The sequence below is a fragment of the Pseudomonas sp. MYb185 genome, assembly GCF_002979975.1.
Classification (GTDB): domain Bacteria; phylum Pseudomonadota; class Gammaproteobacteria; order Pseudomonadales; family Pseudomonadaceae; genus Halopseudomonas.
The window spans coordinates 351,576-368,048 of the sequence record NZ_PCQD01000001.1 but is presented as its reverse complement, the minus strand read 5'-3'; the positions used below and the strand labels follow the sequence as shown (position 1 = coordinate 368,048).

The window sequence follows — 16,473 nt, the reverse complement described above, 5'->3', positions numbered from 1 at the left end:
CTCAGGGCGCGAGTCTTTCACGCAGCCACTGGCCGTTGTCCAACCGGTAGCGCAGGCGGTCATGCAGGCGGCTGGGGCGACCCTGCCAGAACTCGATCACCTGCGGCACCACGCGGAAACCACCCCAGTAAGGTGGTCTTGGCGGCGCGCTATCGGCGTACTGGGCCTCGACCGCGGCCAGACGCTGCTCCAGCGCTTCCCTGCCGCTGATCACCTGGCTCTGCGGCGAGGTCCAGGCACCGAGGCGGCTGCCCAGCGGGCGGCTGTGGTAGTACACATCCGACTCTTCGTCACTGACCTGCTCGACCCGCCCCTCGATGCGTACCTGGCGCTCCAGGTCCGGCCACCAGAAGGTCATGGCCGCCAGCGGATGGGCCAGCAACTGCTCGCCCTTGGCGCTCTGGTAGTTGGTAAAGAACACGAAGCCCCGCGGGTCGAAGCCCTTGAGCAGCAGTGTACGCAGATGCGGCTGGCCCTCGGCATCGACACTGGCCAGCATCATCGCATTGGGTTCAGTCGATTCGACCTCCACCGCCTGGCTGAACCAGGTACCGAACAGGGCGAAGGGATCGTCCGGGGCCTGGCTCTCCAGCAGCCCGTCACGGGTGTAGTTGCGGCGCATATCGGCAATGCTGAGCTTCATTCACATGCTCCTGAAAAGGGTAACGATAATTCTAGCACCGCATCAGCCGGGCTCTGTTGACCTTGGACAAGGATGGCTATCGATGCTCGCGCAGGCAGCGGTACACCGCCCGGCTCAGTTCGCCAGCGCGCGGGTCGGTCAACACATAGGGCCCCATAGCATTGGTCACATAGCCGAAACCGACCTGCGCATCGGGATCGGCAAAGCCCAGCGCTCCGCCCGCCCCCGGATGGCCGAAGGCATTCGGCCCCATGCCGAAACTGCCGCCCTGCCATTCCTGCTCCAGCATCACGCCCAGGCCGAAACGGGTCGGGCAGTGCAGGGTGCGATCCAACCCGGCACTGTGTTCCCGGCGCATCAGGGCAACCAGTTCGGCATCCAGCAACTGCGTGTCACCCAACCGGCCATCATGGGCCATGACTTGCCAGAAGCGCGCCAGCGAGCGGGCATTACCGGTGCCATTGGCCGCCAGGATCTGCGCCTGCTGCCACTCTCTCTTGTTGGTACTGGTCTGCAGGCTGCTGGGGTTGGCGAAGGCCTTCCAGCTCAAGCCATCGGCATCGCCCATGGCCGCGAACAGATCCCGCGCATATTGATCACCGTACTGGTTGCGTAGCCGCGAGACATGCGCGATACGCGACAGATCGGCGTCCACCACGCCAACATGGAAGTCCATGCCCAGTGGCTGGCAGACATGCTCGCGCAGGTAGTCGCCAGGCATCTGTCCACTCAACCGGCGCAGCGGCTCGCCGAGCAGCCAGGCATAGGTCAGCGGCGCGTAACCGTGGCTTGCATCAGGCGTCCACCAGGGCTGCTGGGCGGCGAGCGCCGCCGTCATCGCCTGCCAGTCGAACAGGGCTTCAGGGGCCAGCGGCGCGCTGATGGCCGACAGCCCGGAGCGGTGGCTGAGAATCTGGCGCAGGGTGACATGCTGCTTGCCGGCCTGGGCAAACTCGGGCCAGACCTCAGCCAGCGGAGCGTCGAGGCCGATGCGCCCCGCCTGTACCTGCTGCAGCAGCGCCACCGCGCCCAGCGGCTTGGTACAGGAAAACACATTGACCAGGGTGTCCTGCTCCCAGACCTTGCTGTTGTCCTTGTCGGTCACCCCCTGCCACAGGTCCAGCACGGTGTCGTCACCGACCGTGACGCACAGCGCCGCACCACGGGCCTGGGGATCGCTCTTCTGCTGGGCGAACAGTTCGCGCACGGACTCGAAGCGGGGGTCGAAATAGCCTTGTACCTGGGTCATGTAAATTCCGTCATCCGATTGGGGCCGTCCAAGCGTAACCGCGATGAAGGCGTCAGTCGATCTCTCGGCGAAACGGCGGCAAGGCATTCAGAATCGCCTTGCCGTAACGCTGGGTGACCAGCCGCCGATCCAGCAGGGTAACGGTGCCGGTGTCCTGTTCGGTACGCAGCAGCCGGCCACAGGCCTGCACCAGCCGCAGGCAGGCATCCGGTACCGCGATCTCCATGAACGGGTTACCGCCGTTGCGCTCGATCCATTCCGACAGCGCCGCCTCCACCGGATCATCCGGTACCGCGAAGGGGATCTTGGCGATCACCACATGCTCGCAGTACTTGCCCGGCAGGTCGACGCCCTCGGCAAAACTGGCCAGACCGAAGATCACGCTGGGCTGACCATCATCGACCCGGGCCCGGTGCTGGCGGATCAGTTCCTGCTTGGACAGGTCACCCTGCACCAGCACCCGTTCGCGGAACGCCGCCGGCAGGCCGGCATACACCTCGAGCATCTGCCGGCGCGAGGAGAACAGCACCAGGCTGCCAGGCTCGTTCTGCAACATATCGGGCAGATGTTCGATGATCGCCGCGCTGTGCCCGGCATTGTCGCGCGGGTCAGCGCCATGGTTCGGCACCCGCAGCACGCCGCTCTCGGCATAGCGGAACGGGCTGGGCGCCAGCGTGCAGACCGCACTCTTCGGCAACCCGGCGCGATGACTGAACCGGTCGAAGCGGCCCAGCGCGGTGATGGTAGCCGAGGTCACCAGAGCGGCGAAGGCCGTGTGCCAGAGATACTGGCGCAGCGTATCGGCAGCCAGTATCGGGCTGACATGCACATCCAGATCGCTCTGCTCGGTGAGCGTGAGCCAGCGCGCCGTCGGCGGCTTGTCCTCGGCATCGACCAGGCTGAACTGGGTCCACAACGTCCAGTTGCTCTCGGCCCGGGCCTGCAGCGCGCCGAACAGCGGGTACCATTCCTCGGCCTGGGTCTGGTGCACACCGACCACCTCACCATCCATGGCGTCCTTGAGCATGTCGACCATGCGCTGCAGCAGGTCGCTGATACGTCCGAAACCGGCCTTGAGCTCCACCGACATCTCGCGCAGGTGCTCCGGCACCACGCCGTGCTCGAAGCGATATTGCGGGCGGGTCTGCCCGGCCATGTCCTCGGCGCTGGCGAAATCCGCCACCTCGCCCAGGGCCTGGGTCATGAATTGCTGGTGCGGCTTGAGCTCACGCGCCAGCTGCGGCACCTGCTCGAGCAGGCGACCGAAATCCCCCGGCAGCGGATGCTGCGCCAACAGCTTGCTCAGGTTCTTGTCCAACTGGTCCAGCCAGTCGGCGGTGGCCGCCATCCGCGTGTGGTGGGCGAAGTGGGAGATCGCCTTGTCCGGCAGATGATGGCCTTCATCGAATACATAGAGGCAATCGCGCGGGTCGGGCAGGATCGCACCGCCGCCCAGCGCCAGGTCGGCCAGCACCAGGTCATGGTTGGTGACGATCACATCGATCTTCTGGATGCCTTCGCGGGCTTTGTAGAACACGCACTGGTTGAAATGCCCACAGCGACGATTGGTGCACTGGATATGGTCAGTGGTCAGCCGCGACCAGTCCTGGTCATCCAACGCCTCGGGCCAGGAGTCGCGTTCGCCATCCCACTTGTTGCTGCCCAGCGCTTCGACCATGCGCGTGTACAGCTTGAGTCCGGCCTCGTCCACATCGATATGGAAGCCTTCATCGGCGAACCCCTGCTGCCGGCTGGCCAGCGACTGGTTGTCCTGCAGCAGTTGGTCGAGCTTGGACAGGCACACGTAGCGACCGCGCCCCTTGGCCAGGGCGAAGTGGAAGTTCAGCCCGGCGTTGCGCTGGATGTCCGGCAGGTCCTTGAGCACGATCTGCTCCTGCAGCGCCACCGTGGCGGTGGAGATCACCAGCGGCTTGCCCAGGTGCTTGGCGATGGGAATGCCCGCCAGGCAGTAGGCCACGGTCTTGCCGGTACCCGTGCCCGCTTCCACCACCGCCACCGCCGGCTCGCCATCACGATGCCCTTCCTCGTCCAGATCGACGCCGCCGAACAGTTTTGCCACCTCGGCAATCATCACCCGCTGGCCGTAGCGCGGCTTCAGCGACTTGTTTTCGAGGAAGGTGCGGTAGGCCGTCTGGATCTGGCCTTTGAGGTCATCGTTGAGCATGCGGACTCCGAAGCAGAGCGCGGATGATAACATCTGGCGAACGGCAGCGGGCGCGGGTACGCCCAGCGGGCCATCATGCAACCAGCAGACCCTACAGGTGACCAGCATGTCCACCCTTCCTGCCACAGCGCCCTGCCCCTGCGGCGACGGCCAACCCTATGCCGAGTGTTGCCAGCCTCTGCATGAAGGCCGCCCCGCCGCCCATGCCGGCCGGCTGATGCGCTCACGCTACAGCGCCTATGCGCTGGGGCTGATCGACTATCTGGTGGCGACCACCCTGCCCGCGCAACAGGCCCTGCTGAACCGCCGGGCCATGACGCAATGGAGCCATGACAGCCGCTGGCTGGGCCTGAGCGTGGAGCGGGAAGATCCAGCCAGCGGTAACGCCAGCCGCGCCCAGGTCACCTTCACCGCCCGCTGGGCCGATCCGGACGGCAGCCAGCACAGTCACCTGGAGTGCTCGGACTTCTGCAAGCTGGGCGAGCGCTGGTACTTCATCGATCCCAACCATCCGCTGAATGTCGGACGCAACGATCCCTGCCCCTGCGGATCAGGACGCAAGTTCAAGCAGTGCTGCCGCTATTAGCTCATTCCCCGTCGGCTACCCGCAGATGGCTGACATCCGGTGCGGGCGGCGCTGCGGGCTCCGGCAGTTGTTCCAGGTCACTGCCCGGCGGTGCCAGGCTGAAGGCCGAGAGGTCGATATGCAGCGGCGCGTGGTTGGTGTAGCTGTCCTGCATGTCCGCGCCCAGCGGCGCCAATGGCAGGTCCGGCGCTTCGACATCGCTGAACGCCGCCATGAACTCGTCCCGCGGCGGCAAGGCGTTGGCAGTACGCTGCTCGGCCGATGTGCCGGCAGTGGCTGCGCCGTCCGCCATCGGTTGTATCTCGCACATTGCCCCCGCCCGCTCGATGGCCTGGCGGTACTTTTCCGCGGCGGCCTGATCCAGCCCCTGCTTGATCACGACCCGTCGCCCGGAAAACAGCACATCGAGCTGCCGGTCACCCACCTGGAACAACTGGCCGATACGTACCCGGGCCTGCTCCGGCGCCACCTCGGGCCGCACCTGACCGTGGAAAACCACCTCGAAAGCTGCCATCTTGTCACTCCCTTGTATAGATTTAGGGGTTAGTATGGACAGGCTGCCGGTCGCCGACAACTTCTCATATAACGAGGCGCGCGGTTAAAATGGAGGGGCTTCACTTGATGATTCGTTCACCTGGCATGATGCTGGCAATACTGCTGGCCGGCCTGTTCAGCCTGAACGGTTGCGCGGTATTCAACCGATCCTATACCGAGCCGGAAGTCACCCTGGCCAATGTGGAAATGCTCAAGTCCAATCTCTGGGAACAGTCCTTCCGCCTGCGCCTGCGCGTCGACAACCCCAACGACCGCAACCTGCCGATCCGCGGCATGCATTACCGGGTTTATCTGAATGATATGCGCCTGGCCACCGGGGTCACCGACCGGGCCTTCAACGTCCCTGCCTACGGCTCGGAGTACTTCGATGTCACGGTACGCTCGAATATCTGGCGCCACCTGGGCGACCTGGTGAAGCTGGTGGAGCACCAGCAGCCGGTCGATTACCGGATCGACGGGCACATCAGCACAGGACTGTTCTGGGCACCCAGACTCAGCCTGCATGAAGAAGGCACCCTCGATCCCGCCGACCTGAGTTTCTGAACATGAATAAAACCGACTGGCTGGTGGTCGCCGGCCTGATCATCATCTTCGGCCTTGCCGTGTACGCCGCGTTACTGTGGCACCGTGTCTGGCGTAATCAGCAACGTCAGGCCCGGCAGCAGCAGGAGCGCAACACGCGTCTGGAAGGCGATATCCGCATTCTTGCCCAGAGCCTGCTCAGCGGGCAGTTGCCGATGATCGAGGGGGCGATCCGCATCAAGGTACTGCTGGACAATTACAGCGGGCCGCGGCGCGCCGAGCTGGATATCCAGGTGCTGGACACCATCTATGATGCCACCGCCCATATCCCTACCCACCAGGGCTGGAAGGATCTGCCCCAGGCCCAGCGCCGTCTGCATCAGCGACTACTGGATACCCTGGAACAGCAACACGGCGCCGAGCTACAGCAGTTGGCGCAACGCCTGGGCAGCGGCCTGCAATAACGCCAGCCGGAACTGCCCAGGGCCAAGCCGAGTCGGCGGACAGGTGCCCGCCAACCGGATGATCGTGCTCAGACTACCGAGTTACCACCATCTACCGCTACCGCCTGGCCGGTCACGTGGCGCGAGGCTTCTGTGGCGAAGAACAGCGCCAGCCCCTTGATGTCTTCCTCACCACCGACACGACCCAGCGGGGTGGTTTCCTTGATCATCTCGCTCACCCGGTCCAGGCCCTTGGCCAGTTTGGTCGGGAAATAGCCGGGGCAGATCGCATTGACATTGATGTTGTAGGGGCCCCACTCGCCAGCCAGGGCGCGAGTCAGGTTGATCGCTGCGGCCTTGCTGGTGTTGTAGGCCACGGTGAACACGCCACTCGACGGACGGTTACCCTTGAGACCGGCAATCGAGGCGATATTGATGATCTTGCCCGAGCGTCGGGGAATCATGAACCGCCGCGCCACTTCCTGGGCCAGCAGGAAGCATACATCCACGTTCAGCTCCATCACCTTCTTCCAGCCGGTATAGCTGTGCTCGACGGCGGGCTGGCCCCAGGTGGTACCGGCGTTGTTGACCAGGACGTCCACGGTACCGAAACGTGCTTCGGCAGCATCCACCAGGGTAGTGATCGGGTTGGTGTCGAGCTTGCCCAGGTCGCAGGCGATACCGTCGGCTTCGATACCACGGGCATTCAGTTGGGCAACCACTTCCTCCACCTCGGCGGCATTGCGCGCATTGAGGAAGATCTTCGCACCCTGTTCGCCCAGCGCTTCGGCCATCTGCAGGCCCAAGCCCTTGGTGCCACCGGTGATCAGTGCCACCTTGCCGGTCAGATCGAACAATTGCATTACGCTCATGGTGAGTCCTCTTGTTTTGATTGCCAGATAGATAACCGATCATATAGATAGCCGGCGCCGACACAGACCATCAGTGAGCACAGTGATATGTCACCCTGCACCGGTGTTATCATGTGGCTCTCAAACTGACGGGCTTTCCAATGGCTGAACATGATTTCCGGCGCACGGCGCTCAACCCCTCACATACCCTGATCGAATGCCGTACCGTCGCCCCCGGCCTGTACCAGGTCACTGGCCAGGGTGGCGGTATCCAACCGGGCGACACCCTGATCTGCACCGTCAAGGGCAGCCGGGATCTGCCGCTACCGCTGGTGGTGGGCAAGGTCCGTTATCTGATCAACCCGGCCGGGCAATGGACCGCCACCGCCCAGGGGCCGAACCTGAACGGCCAGATGGTGCTCGGCTGGTCGATCCATTGTGATGAATGCAAGCGGGAACAGGCCTTCGAGTTTCTTGCGGAAGAAAAGGACAACCTGCAGCAGCGCACCGCCAAGGCGGTACAACGGATCGGCCAGCTGGGCTGGACCCCGCGTGGTGAGGAACACCTGTGCCCCGCCTGCAGCAAGGCCGCCACCTCAGAACAGTAGCAGTTGCTCGCCCAGTGGACTGTGGGCATTGTCCAGGCGCACACCGACGCCGATCAGGCGCACCGGCCGGCCACCCCGCGCAAACGCCTGGGCGCATAGCTCCTCGAAGCCCTGGGGAGTGATCGGCGCCCCCGCCTGCTCCAGGGTGGTCTGGGTGAAGTCGTGGAACTTGAGTTTGACGAACGGCTTGCTGACCCGGTACTGCCCGTCCAGCCGCCCGAGGCGCTGGGCCAGCTTGTCGAGCAGCGGCGGCAACGCCCCGAGACAGGCCGGCAGATCCGGCAGGTCGTGCTCATAGGTGTTCTCCACACTCACCGACTGCCGCACCTGGTCCACCACCACCGGCCGATCATCGATACCCCTGGCCAACTCCCACAACCGCTCGCCGAAACTGCCGAACTCCCGGGCCAGATCCTGCTTGCGCCATTGCCGCAACTCGGCGCAGGTGTCCACGCCATGCTTGTGCAACCGCGCCGCCGTGACCTTGCCCACGCCGTGCAGGCGGTTCACCGGCAACGCCAGCACGAACTCGTCGACCTCCCCGGGGAGAATCACCTTGAGACCATCGGGCTTGTTCCAGTCACTGGCGATCTTCGCCAGGAACTTGTTCGGTGCCACCCCTGCCGAGACGGTGATGCCCTGGGTATCGCTCACCCGCTGGCGGATTTCTTCGGCTATCAGGGTGGCACTGCCGCGGCATGCCTGACTGTCAGTGACATCGAGAAAAGCCTCATCCAGCGACAGCGGCTGTACCAGCGAGGTGTATTCATGAAAGATGGCCTGGATGGCGGCGGATACCTCGCGGTACACCGACATCCGGCCGGGGACGATCAGCAGGTCGGGGCAGAGCTTTTTAGCGTAGGCCGACGCCATGGCCGAACGCACGCCATAGGTACGCGCCTCATAATTGCAGGTAGCGATCACGCCACGCTTGCCCGGGTCGCCTCCCACTGCCAGCGGACGATGACGCAGGCGCGGGTCGTCGCGCATCTCGATGGCGGCATAGAAGCAATCGCAGTCTATATGAATGATCTTGCGCAAGGCCGAAAGTCCGACTGAAGATAGCGGATAGTGTATCAGACGACCATTACCCGATTGCGACCGGCACGCTTGCCCTGGTACAGCCCCTCATCTACCCGGCGCAGCGCCTGGGCGACCTCGCTCTCGTCTTCCTGCACCACGGAAACGGAAAAAGTCGCGGTGATGCACCGCGGTTGCCCCTTGAGCACGACCGGGGTGCCTTCCAGCATGCTCCTGAGCCGCTCGACAACCAGCTGCGCCTCGGCGGCACCGGTGTCCGGCAGCACAATAACGAATTCCTCACCACCAAAGCGCCCAACCACATCGCCTTCGCGCAGATGCTGTTGAAACAGCCTGGCCACATGCTTGAGGGCAAGATCACCGGCATCATGTCCCAGCTCGTCGTTCAGGGCCTTGAACGAGTCCAGGTCGGCCATGGCCACGGAAATCGCCGTATTCTGCCGTCGGCAGCGTTCGCGCTCGCGGCGGAACAGCATCTCGTACTGGCGCCGGTTGGGCAATCCGGTCAGCGGGTCGGTGGTAGCCTGACGGCTGAGTTCCAGTTCCAGCAGCTTGCGCCGCTCCACCTCCTGCTCCAGTTCCCGGTTGGCCTGCCTCGCCTGATTGAACATGGCGTATTGTTTGCGCTGCACTATATGCAACTGCTGGGCAGCGAAGAAACCGGTTATCACCGGCAGCATCAACAGAAAGGCAGCGCCGACGAATATCTCCGCACCATGCCCCTTCAGGGCAATGCAGGCCAGCGTCAATACGTAGCCGACCAGCGCTGCCAGCAGCGTCAGGATCAGGCGGTTGGGCACGAACAGAAACATCGCCAACAGCATCAATCCAATGACCGTTACAGTGAAGGAGGCGATATCCGGGCGCAGGAAGTAGATTGGCAGGAACAGAAAGAACCCGAAGATCTCCAGCCCGGTGACGGCACAGCCATTGGAGGCCCACTGCGGTTTGCTACCCAGCAGGAATGCCAGACCGAACAGCAGGCCGGCCTGCAATAACCGGCAACTCAAAAGAATGATGAAATCCCTTCCCCACCCCAGCGCCTGCAGGTCAGGCACACCGAACAGCAGAATCAACCCACCCCAGACCCATAGCGCCACCCGCAGATGGCGTACCACCAACGGCAGCATATGCTCCCGGTAGGCCTGCTCAACCGCCGGATCAGCGAACTCAGCCAATAGCCCGGAAATCTGGTAGGGGTTTGCCGAAGGACTCATAGTCATCCTTTTATTATGTTCCCGCCTCGTATAGCACGGATGCCGGGGCATCTCCAGCGACGCACAGCAGCCGCCACCGGCCTGCTAAACAGGCGGAAAAATGATATCAAAAAGGTATCAGGTGAGTTCAACCGGTGAATGCAACATACTGCATTTATCACAAAACTGGGCATTCACTCATGGCAACGATGAAGGCGCGCGGGTTCTCAGCTTCACAAAAGCGAGAGCTCTGGCTTAGATGGCGAAAAGGACAGTCTCTGAGTGAAATAGGCCGAGCGCTGGGTAAACACGCAGGCTCCATCAGCGGCGTGTTAGCCATTCATGGTGGTATCTCGCCTCCAAATCGGACGCGGTCCGATCTCGTTCTTTCTCTGTCGGAGCGAGAAGAGATTTCGCGGGGATTGTCTGCCGGGCTTTCGCTGCGGCACATAGCCAAATTGATTGACCGATCCGTTTCGACAGTAAGCCGGGAGGTTGGTCGTAACGGTGGTCGCACAAAATATCGTGCAAACACCGCTGATAAAAGAGCATGGGATCAAGCGAAGCGGCCCAAACAGTGTTTGCTGGCTGAAAACCAAGTGCTTCAGCAAGTTGTAGCGAAGAAGCTTCAGCTAGACTGGTCGCCTGAACAAATATCAGGTTGGCTTCAGCGCCAATTCCCGGACGATTCAGCGATGCAGATATCCCACGAAACCATTTACCGCAGCTTATTTGTCCAGGCCAGAGGTGTGCTGAAAAAAGAGCTGGTAAAGCACCTGCGTTCTCGACGAGGGATGCGAAGGTCAAAGCATTCGACCACAGAGGCGACGGAGCGAAAGACAAGTATCGTTGATGCCATCTCTATTCGGGAGCGCCCGCCTGAAGTAGAAGATCGTGCAGTACCCGGCCACTGGGAAGGTGACTTGATCTCGGGCTCTAAGAACTCGCATATTGCCACGCTGGTGGAGCGCCAGTCGCGATTCACAATGCTCGTACAGGTCAACGGAAAAGATACAGAGAGCGTTGTGTCCGCTCTCTGCAGAGAGGTTAACAAACTGCCTGCAGCTCTGAAAAAGACGTTAACCTGGGATCGAGGCGGCGAATTAGGTGGCCACAAAAAATTTACTGTAGCCACTGACGTTCAGGTCTACTTCTGTGCCCCCCAGAGCCCTTGGCAGAGAGGCAGCAACGAGAATACCAACCGTTTGCTGCGCCAGTATTTCCCCAAGGGCACAGACTTATCAGGATGGACACAAGCGCAGCTGGATGAAATAGCCTTGCGATTGAATCAACGCCCACGGAAAACGTTGAGATACTTATCACCAGCTGAGAAACTAAACGAAATAGTTGCACTGACCGGTTGAACTCACCTCATACATTTTTCAGAAGTGTCCCTTCCGCTGGTCGAGCAGCCCCCAAAAATTCTTTTTGCATCAAATGCTTGACAGCACCTCTCAAATCCGTAGAATGAGCCACCTCAGACGCGGGGTGGAGCAGTCTGGTAGCTCGTCGGGCTCATAACCCGAAGGTCGTAGGTTCAAATCCTGCCCCCGCAACCAGTTATAGGGTACCCGGCTCCGACTGCTATACGCAGAGCGGGGCCGGTTGCTATTTCAGCCCACACCTGGGCTTCCTTCAGCTGTATCTTCACCGGGCCAAGTATCTCGCTGACGGCATGCCGTGCTTCAGTCGGGCTGGCCTTGAGTGCACCTTCCAGGTTCATCAACAGTTTCCGCAGTTCCTTGCCCGCATCAATGCGCTCTGGCGCTGCGTCCGCTGCAACACGGATCTCCTCTTCGATCGTGCGCAACTCGCGCTCTGTGCTGCGTATTCGCTGAGCCAGTGCCTCACTGACGCCAAGGGTCGCTACCGCATCAACCAGACGCTGCAGCTCCTCTTTCAGTCGCTCTTGCCGCCCAGCCATGACACTGGCGCCCGTTTTCGCCCCCAGTTGCTCCATGCGCGAACGCACCATGATGGCGAACACCTCGGCCGCCTCGTCACTGAGCAGATCATCGCGGATCACCGATATTCGGCGCACCAGGGCGAACAGCACCACCCTTGGTCCAGTAGTCCCACAACGCATTGTCGCATTCTTCTTGGTAGCGGATGATTTTGTCGCTCAGTTCAGGTTTAACTTTGTTGGGGCTGATGGTCATCAACCAAGCAGTCAGTTCACGCATGGGCAGGATTGGTGACTACTGTTTTCATCACTACATACGGCTCATCCGCAGGGCGTCAACACATGTCAACACTCTTGCTTTCGCCGCATAACAGTATCATAATTTGATACCATGAACAGCAAGCAGCGCAACACCCTGAAAGCCATATTCAGCAAGCCTGTGCCCAATACCCTGGAATGGGCGCGGATCGAATCCCTGTTTGTGGCTGCCGGGGCCAAAACCATTGAAGGCAACGGCTCGCGTGTGCGCTTTGAGCTGAATGATGTGGTCGGCACCTTTCACCGGCCACACCCGGATAAAGAAGCGAAGCCCTACCAGGTGCGTGATGCGCGGGCCTTCCTTGAGCAAGCAGGAGTTACCCCATGAAAGCGATGCACTACAAGAGCTATGCCGCCCGTATTGAATACAGCGACGAGGACGGCCTGTTCGTTGGCCACATCGCCGGCATCCGTGACGTGATCGGCTTCCACGGCGATTCAGTCCAGGAACTGCGCAGCGCCTTCGAAGAAGCCGTGGATGACTATCTCGACACCTGCGAAAGGCTCAACCGAGCGCCGCAGAAGCCCTACTCCGGCAAGCTCAGCCTGCGGCTGGAACCGGAGCTGCATGCCTCCGTTGCCTTGCAGGCCGATCTGGCCCAAAAGAGCATCAACCAATGGGTTGTCGACGTGCTCAGCCGCGAGACGCATCACGCCTGACTGCCACCGTGAGTCTGCCTCTCAAGCCGCCCTCCGAGGCGGCTTTGTCATGCCTGCCGCTCACGCCCCTCAGAGCCCCGCCACGTCACGTCACGTCAGCCCGAGCTCAGCAGGAACAGGCAGCCCGACCGCGCAAGGAAACCCGGCTCAAGATCGCCAACGCCTTCGGCATCGCCCTGCTAGATCTGTGATGTCGCAGCCAGCCAATACCGCGATCCCCTATCCACAGGTCCCTTCACTCGTATTGGCCGAGCCGATCAGCTTCTCGATCCACCAAACTGTTCCACGAACCAATTCTCCCCGCTTCCCGTCAGCAACAATTGCTGCCGCGCCCGCGTCATCCCCACATACAGCAGCCGTACTTCGCTCTCCAAGCTCTCCTCGTCATCCTTCAATCCACCCAGGCCCGCCAACACCACAGTATCAAACTCCAACCCCTTGCTGCTTTGCCTGGTTAGCAAGACCACGCGTTCTGCATTAGCATCGTAGGCTTTCTTGCTGGCGTTGTCTTTCAGCCAGGCATGGGGGACATTCACCGAATCCAGGGCTCTTAACAGAGTTTCAGCTTGCCAGTGGTGACCGTAGATCACGGCGATGTTGTTGAGGGGTTGGCCGTTCTGATGCCATTTGCGGATGCAGCGGGCAATGTAGTGAGCTTCGTCGTTAAAGTTTTCGAACTGGCGGAAGTGCGGTGCCGGGCCGCTGGCGCCCGCCACTTCTGGGGCAATGAGAGGAATGTGATCTTCGTCGGCGTCCTGGGCTTGCAGGAAATCCCTGGCGAAATCGTAGGCGTAGCTGAGAATTTCACGGGTGTTACGGTAGTTCAGTTTCAGTATCGTGGTGCGTCCCCGGGCCTGAATACCAGCGCTGGACAGGGGAAACTTGAGGCTACGCTTCTTGTAGATGGACTGGGCATCGTCGTAAAGCAGCAGCAGGGAGTTGGTGTCGGGATCGATCATCTGCACGATGAGGGTGAGCCAGTCCTGCTCGAAGTCGTGCCCTTCGTCGATCATCACCGCGCTGTACTGGGCACGGGGAATATGGCCTTGGTCCACCGCCTGGATGACAGTGTCCACTTCCCGTTCCCAGTAAGGGGCCGTGCCGGTGAGCAGGTCAACGTTATAGGTTTTGCGTTGCCGGCCGCACCATTCGTGGAAGTGGTGCACCTGCACCTTGTCCTTGATGCCCTTTTCGGCAATAAAACTACGCAACCGGGCAGCCAGGGTAATGTTGAAGCACAGTACCAGGATCGGCTTGGTGACAGCCTGGGCCAAACGTAGGCAGCGGTAGCCGAGAATGAGGGTTTTGCCAGACCCCGCCACGCCATGAATGACCCGGTGGCCTTCGCCCATGCTCCGGGCCAGTTGTTCCTGCTGCAGGTCCATCACACGAACGATATCGGGGATGGTGTGGTAGTAGCATTGCGATTCGACCGAGCCCTTGCCGCTGGTGGTACCGTCTTGCCCCAGCGTTTCACCCTCTTCCTCGTCTCCATCTGCCTCCGCTTCGCCAAACAGACTTTGCTGCGGTGCACTGATGCGGATTTCCGGAAACAGGTTCCAGCGGATGCGATCAATCTGCGGGAGGCTGAGCTTGTCGCCGAAGGCGTAATCGAACATTCCCCACAGCTGCTCCTGAAAGGCTTCCGGGTCGGCGGTAGCCGTCATCTCATCCTTGCAGATCAAACGATGAGGCTGCAGCACCAATTCCTGATGGTCTTCGCTGATCACCTCATTCCACTGCTTGCGGGTGATATTGGGAAAGACCACACCATAGCCCCAGGGGAAGCACAGTTTACCTTTGAACTGTTCCGAGGTTTGCTGCAGATGCGCGTCACGCTGCAGGCGTTTGATCGCGGTAAGCGCACACTGGCGGGCTTGCTGTAACGGATTACTAACGGTTTTCAGGCCGTCTGGGGTGTGAATATCCACATCTCGGGGCGTGATACGCTTGAGACTGTCCAGCTTCCAGTCTTTCACCTCCAGAAATAGCAGGCCTCGGCCAGGATGAAGGATGATGAAGTCCGGATAGCGTCGCTGCCGCCCCACCGGGGTGTCATACCAGACGGTATAGTCGTCTTCCAGCAGACTTTCCAACCTTTGCCCCAGACGACGCTCTCCCGGGGTCATGCTGCGGATGGTGCTGAGGCTGGGAATGATCGCGGCCATGAATCACACCCTCCGCCCGGCCTGCAGGGTGCCGCAGATAGCCCACAGGCTTACAGCCCTGAAAAAAGGGCAGATTTGCCGCCCAGCTAATGGGTTTGATGAAGGAAAATCCCTCGGCATCCCTTACCCCGACTTCGATGTCCTACCTCGCCAGCCTGGCGAGCTGTAACGTATCAGTGGTGACACAGCTCCGAATGTACACAATCCTTGACCGCAAATAAACGACCACAGCAACCCAGCAACTGTCATCACGGGCGTGAAGATGTCGCGCTCTGCTATTTCCTGCCCTTCTGCAAGATCACCGAGCGCCGTTCGACCAACAGGAAAAGATTGCTTCCCACTCTCCGCCAGCGACCTCGCCTGTCAGTGATTTCGCTGCAGGTCGCCCCTTTGCGTGGCGACCATGCCAGCCGCCCCAGCCGCCAGACGAACCACTTCATGTCCTTCTCCTTGCACGCATCACTCACTACCTATTGTCTGTGCGTCAGGCACACCGGTCGGGTTATCGGGTCTGGCTGCATTCTGCTTTTCTGACATCCAACGGGATTGCTCTGACATGAGCTGACCATCAGCTTTGACCAATATCAAATTAGACCCGTACAACCGATATCCCGGAATCACTGCAACTAGGTATTTTCGAGGCAGCCGGGCATGGCCGCCAATCAGACCGGCAGGGCAAATACCCAGATTCAGTGATTCCCAACGGGGCCAGGCTCTGCCATAAGATGCACACTCACAGCCTCTACCTTGCACCGGCGTCTGACAGCCGGTCATGGCGGTCTTTTGGTAGACTGTCCCAGATAACATGAGAGCAACCCGAACAATGTCAACGACCAGCCAGCCCCAGCAGGATGCCCTGCTACCCACTCCGGTTCTGGTTGTGGAAGACGAGCCGCTGATGCAGCAGCGGCTGCGCATGTTGTTGCAGCAGTTGGGTTACTGCGACGATGCGCTGGCGTTCTCCAGCAATCTGGCACAGGCCCGGGTCCATATGCAGGAGCAGCCCATCGCCTTGGCACTGGTCGATCTCGGGCTGCCCGATGGCAGTGGTATAGAGCTGATCAGCGAACTGCGCAGCGCCGATCCCGGCCTGTACATCGTGGTGATCTCGGCCTGGAGCACGGAAGACCTGATTCTTGCCGCCCTGCGCGCCGGTGCCACTGGCTACATCCTGAAGGAGCGGGATGACCTGGAAATCTCCTTTTCCATACGCAATGTGCTACGCGGCGGGGTATCCATAGACCCCTTCATTGCCCGTCGCATTCTGGCCCTGCTGCCAGGCAGCCCACCGCTGCAGGACTCTACTCACGCAGATGGCAGTGATGACGCTGCCGTCAGTCTGAGCCGCCGGGAGACGGAGATACTGCAACTGGTCGGGCAAGGCTTCACCAACCGCGAAATAGCCGAGTCCCTGTTCATTTCCCGCTATACCGTCGAAACCCACATCAAGAACACCTACAAGAAACTGGCCGTTTCCTCCCGCACCCGCGCGGTGAACGAAGCCCGGCTGCTGGGCCTGCTGCCTTGAGGGGACTGCTGTTGCTG

18 protein-coding genes and 1 tRNA gene are annotated in these 16,473 nt (G+C 61.0%); 9 read left to right on the top strand and 10 right to left on the bottom strand.

What is annotated here, in order from left to right:
• Nucleotide 1: 1 nt before the first annotated feature.
• The 3 genes from pdxH to dinG form a co-directional block, all read right to left on the bottom strand.
• On the bottom strand, nucleotides 2-643 hold the full coding sequence (gene pdxH, locus CQ007_RS01690; protein ID WP_105643172.1) for a pyridoxamine 5'-phosphate oxidase: 642 nt from the start codon (nucleotides 641-643) through the stop codon (nucleotides 2-4).
• Nucleotides 644-719: 76 nt separating this feature from the next.
• Nucleotides 720-1,892, bottom strand: a complete 1,173-nt coding sequence (locus CQ007_RS01685) for a serine hydrolase (RefSeq protein WP_105643171.1) — start codon at nucleotides 1,890-1,892, stop codon at nucleotides 720-722.
• Nucleotides 1,893-1,944: 52 nt separating this feature from the next.
• Nucleotides 1,945-4,077 (bottom strand): ATP-dependent DNA helicase DinG, encoded by a 2,133-nt coding sequence (dinG, locus tag CQ007_RS01680; RefSeq protein ID WP_105643355.1) that lies wholly within the window; start codon nucleotides 4,075-4,077, stop codon nucleotides 1,945-1,947.
• A 106-nt stretch (nucleotides 4,078-4,183) separates the two neighbouring features.
• Here dinG and CQ007_RS01675 point away from each other — a divergent pair, with 106 nt between their 5' ends.
• Nucleotides 4,184-4,663, top strand: coding sequence for a YchJ family protein (locus tag CQ007_RS01675; RefSeq protein ID WP_105643170.1), 480 nt, complete (start codon nucleotides 4,184-4,186; stop codon nucleotides 4,661-4,663).
• A gap of 1 nt (nucleotide 4,664) precedes the next feature.
• On the opposite strand, the gene CQ007_RS01670 is transcribed toward CQ007_RS01675, so the two are convergent.
• A complete protein-coding gene (locus CQ007_RS01670; protein WP_105643169.1) occupies nucleotides 4,665-5,177 on the bottom strand; it encodes a hypothetical protein in 513 nt (170 codons plus the stop codon).
• Between the two features lie 107 nt (nucleotides 5,178-5,284).
• On the opposite strand from CQ007_RS01670, the gene CQ007_RS01665 reads away from it, so the two are divergent.
• Both CQ007_RS01665 and CQ007_RS01660 read left to right on the top strand, forming a co-directional pair.
• Nucleotides 5,285-5,761 carry an LEA type 2 family protein gene (locus CQ007_RS01665; RefSeq protein ID WP_158256702.1) on the top strand — a complete coding sequence of 159 codons (477 nt, stop codon included), beginning with the start codon at nucleotides 5,285-5,287 and terminating at the stop codon, nucleotides 5,759-5,761.
• A gap of 2 nt (nucleotides 5,762-5,763) precedes the next feature.
• Complete coding sequence (locus CQ007_RS01660; protein WP_105643167.1) at nucleotides 5,764-6,204, top strand: DUF2489 domain-containing protein; 441 nt, start codon at nucleotides 5,764-5,766, stop codon at nucleotides 6,202-6,204.
• 68 nt (nucleotides 6,205-6,272) lie between these two features.
• On the opposite strand, the gene CQ007_RS01655 is transcribed toward CQ007_RS01660, so the two are convergent.
• Nucleotides 6,273-7,055 (bottom strand): SDR family oxidoreductase, encoded by a 783-nt coding sequence (locus CQ007_RS01655; protein ID WP_105643166.1) that lies wholly within the window; start codon nucleotides 7,053-7,055, stop codon nucleotides 6,273-6,275.
• Nucleotides 7,056-7,195: 140 nt separating this feature from the next.
• On the opposite strand from CQ007_RS01655, the gene CQ007_RS01650 reads away from it, so the two are divergent.
• On the top strand, nucleotides 7,196-7,642 hold the full coding sequence (locus CQ007_RS01650; protein ID WP_105643165.1) for a hypothetical protein: 447 nt from the start codon (nucleotides 7,196-7,198) through the stop codon (nucleotides 7,640-7,642).
• On the opposite strand, the gene dinB is transcribed toward CQ007_RS01650, so the two are convergent.
• Complete coding sequence (gene dinB, locus CQ007_RS01645) at nucleotides 7,631-8,683, bottom strand: DNA polymerase IV (protein ID WP_105643164.1); 1,053 nt, start codon at nucleotides 8,681-8,683, stop codon at nucleotides 7,631-7,633. The two genes, CQ007_RS01650 and dinB, sit on opposite strands and share 12 nt — an antisense overlap.
• A 35-nt stretch (nucleotides 8,684-8,718) precedes the next feature.
• Nucleotides 8,719-9,900 (bottom strand): GGDEF domain-containing protein, encoded by a 1,182-nt coding sequence (locus CQ007_RS01640; RefSeq protein ID WP_158256701.1) that lies wholly within the window; start codon nucleotides 9,898-9,900, stop codon nucleotides 8,719-8,721.
• A gap of 179 nt (nucleotides 9,901-10,079) precedes the next feature.
• Between CQ007_RS01640 and CQ007_RS01635 the strand changes: the two genes are divergently transcribed.
• Both CQ007_RS01635 and CQ007_RS01630 read left to right on the top strand, forming a co-directional pair.
• Nucleotides 10,080-11,243, top strand: a complete 1,164-nt coding sequence (locus CQ007_RS01635; RefSeq protein WP_371919782.1) for an IS30 family transposase — start codon at nucleotides 10,080-10,082, stop codon at nucleotides 11,241-11,243.
• A gap of 118 nt (nucleotides 11,244-11,361) precedes the next feature.
• Nucleotides 11,362-11,438 (top strand) — tRNA-Met (locus CQ007_RS01630).
• Here the strand turns inward: CQ007_RS01630 and CQ007_RS01625 are convergent.
• Both CQ007_RS01625 and CQ007_RS01620 read right to left on the bottom strand, forming a co-directional pair.
• Nucleotides 11,417-11,935: a hypothetical protein gene (locus CQ007_RS01625; protein WP_146114524.1), complete on the bottom strand. Its 519-nt coding sequence runs from the start codon at nucleotides 11,933-11,935 to the stop codon at nucleotides 11,417-11,419. The two genes, CQ007_RS01630 and CQ007_RS01625, sit on opposite strands and share 22 nt — an antisense overlap.
• Complete coding sequence (locus tag CQ007_RS01620) at nucleotides 11,892-12,062, bottom strand: phage antirepressor N-terminal domain-containing protein (RefSeq protein ID WP_105643161.1); 171 nt, start codon at nucleotides 12,060-12,062, stop codon at nucleotides 11,892-11,894. The genes CQ007_RS01625 and CQ007_RS01620 overlap by 44 nt, the downstream gene beginning before the upstream one ends.
• 111 nt (nucleotides 12,063-12,173) lie before the next feature.
• On the opposite strand from CQ007_RS01620, the gene CQ007_RS01615 reads away from it, so the two are divergent.
• Together CQ007_RS01615 and CQ007_RS01610 are read left to right on the top strand one after the other, a co-directional pair.
• Nucleotides 12,174-12,428 (top strand): type II toxin-antitoxin system HicA family toxin, encoded by a 255-nt coding sequence (locus tag CQ007_RS01615; RefSeq protein ID WP_105643160.1) that lies wholly within the window; start codon nucleotides 12,174-12,176, stop codon nucleotides 12,426-12,428.
• The gene (locus tag CQ007_RS01610; protein WP_105643159.1) at nucleotides 12,425-12,760 is read left to right on the top strand and encodes a type II toxin-antitoxin system HicB family antitoxin; all 336 of its coding nucleotides are present in this window, start codon (nucleotides 12,425-12,427) and stop codon (nucleotides 12,758-12,760) included. The genes CQ007_RS01615 and CQ007_RS01610 overlap by 4 nt, the downstream gene beginning before the upstream one ends.
• Nucleotides 12,761-13,017: 257 nt before the next feature.
• Here the strand turns inward: CQ007_RS01610 and CQ007_RS01605 are convergent, their stop codons facing one another.
• On the bottom strand, nucleotides 13,018-14,928 hold the full coding sequence (locus CQ007_RS01605) for a 3'-5' exonuclease (protein WP_105643158.1): 1,911 nt from the start codon (nucleotides 14,926-14,928) through the stop codon (nucleotides 13,018-13,020).
• Nucleotides 14,929-15,751: 823 nt separating this feature from the next.
• Here CQ007_RS01605 and CQ007_RS01600 point away from each other — a divergent pair.
• Nucleotides 15,752-16,456 carry a response regulator transcription factor gene (locus CQ007_RS01600; RefSeq protein WP_105643157.1) on the top strand — a complete coding sequence of 235 codons (705 nt, stop codon included), beginning with the start codon at nucleotides 15,752-15,754 and terminating at the stop codon, nucleotides 16,454-16,456.
• The last annotated feature ends 17 nt before the right edge of the window (nucleotides 16,457-16,473 follow it).

Coding starts and splice junctions, on each gene's coding strand:
- CQ007_RS01640 (WP_158256701.1), bottom strand. CDS start 9,900: ATGAGTCCTTCGGCAAACCCCTACCAGATTTCCGGGCTATTGGCTGAG.
- CQ007_RS01685 (WP_105643171.1), bottom strand. CDS start 1,892: ATGACCCAGGTACAAGGCTATTTCGACCCCCGCTTCGAGTCCGTGCGC.
- pdxH (WP_105643172.1), bottom strand. CDS start 643: ATGAAGCTCAGCATTGCCGATATGCGCCGCAACTACACCCGTGACGGG.
- CQ007_RS01655 (WP_105643166.1), bottom strand. CDS start 7,055: ATGAGCGTAATGCAATTGTTCGATCTGACCGGCAAGGTGGCACTGATC.
- CQ007_RS01635 (WP_371919782.1), top strand. CDS start 10,080: ATGGCAACGATGAAGGCGCGCGGGTTCTCAGCTTCACAAAAGCGAGAG.
- CQ007_RS01610 (WP_105643159.1), top strand. CDS start 12,425: ATGAAAGCGATGCACTACAAGAGCTATGCCGCCCGTATTGAATACAGC.
- CQ007_RS01605 (WP_105643158.1), bottom strand. CDS start 14,928: ATGGCCGCGATCATTCCCAGCCTCAGCACCATCCGCAGCATGACCCCG.
- dinG (WP_105643355.1), bottom strand. CDS start 4,077: ATGCTCAACGATGACCTCAAAGGCCAGATCCAGACGGCCTACCGCACC.
- CQ007_RS01600 (WP_105643157.1), top strand. CDS start 15,752: ATGTCAACGACCAGCCAGCCCCAGCAGGATGCCCTGCTACCCACTCCG.
- CQ007_RS01675 (WP_105643170.1), top strand. CDS start 4,184: ATGTCCACCCTTCCTGCCACAGCGCCCTGCCCCTGCGGCGACGGCCAA.
- CQ007_RS01670 (WP_105643169.1), bottom strand. CDS start 5,177: ATGGCAGCTTTCGAGGTGGTTTTCCACGGTCAGGTGCGGCCCGAGGTG.
- CQ007_RS01660 (WP_105643167.1), top strand. CDS start 5,764: ATGAATAAAACCGACTGGCTGGTGGTCGCCGGCCTGATCATCATCTTC.
- CQ007_RS01620 (WP_105643161.1), bottom strand. CDS start 12,062: ATGCGTGAACTGACTGCTTGGTTGATGACCATCAGCCCCAACAAAGTT.
- CQ007_RS01665 (WP_158256702.1), top strand. CDS start 5,285: ATGATTCGTTCACCTGGCATGATGCTGGCAATACTGCTGGCCGGCCTG.
- CQ007_RS01615 (WP_105643160.1), top strand. CDS start 12,174: ATGAACAGCAAGCAGCGCAACACCCTGAAAGCCATATTCAGCAAGCCT.
- CQ007_RS01650 (WP_105643165.1), top strand. CDS start 7,196: ATGGCTGAACATGATTTCCGGCGCACGGCGCTCAACCCCTCACATACC.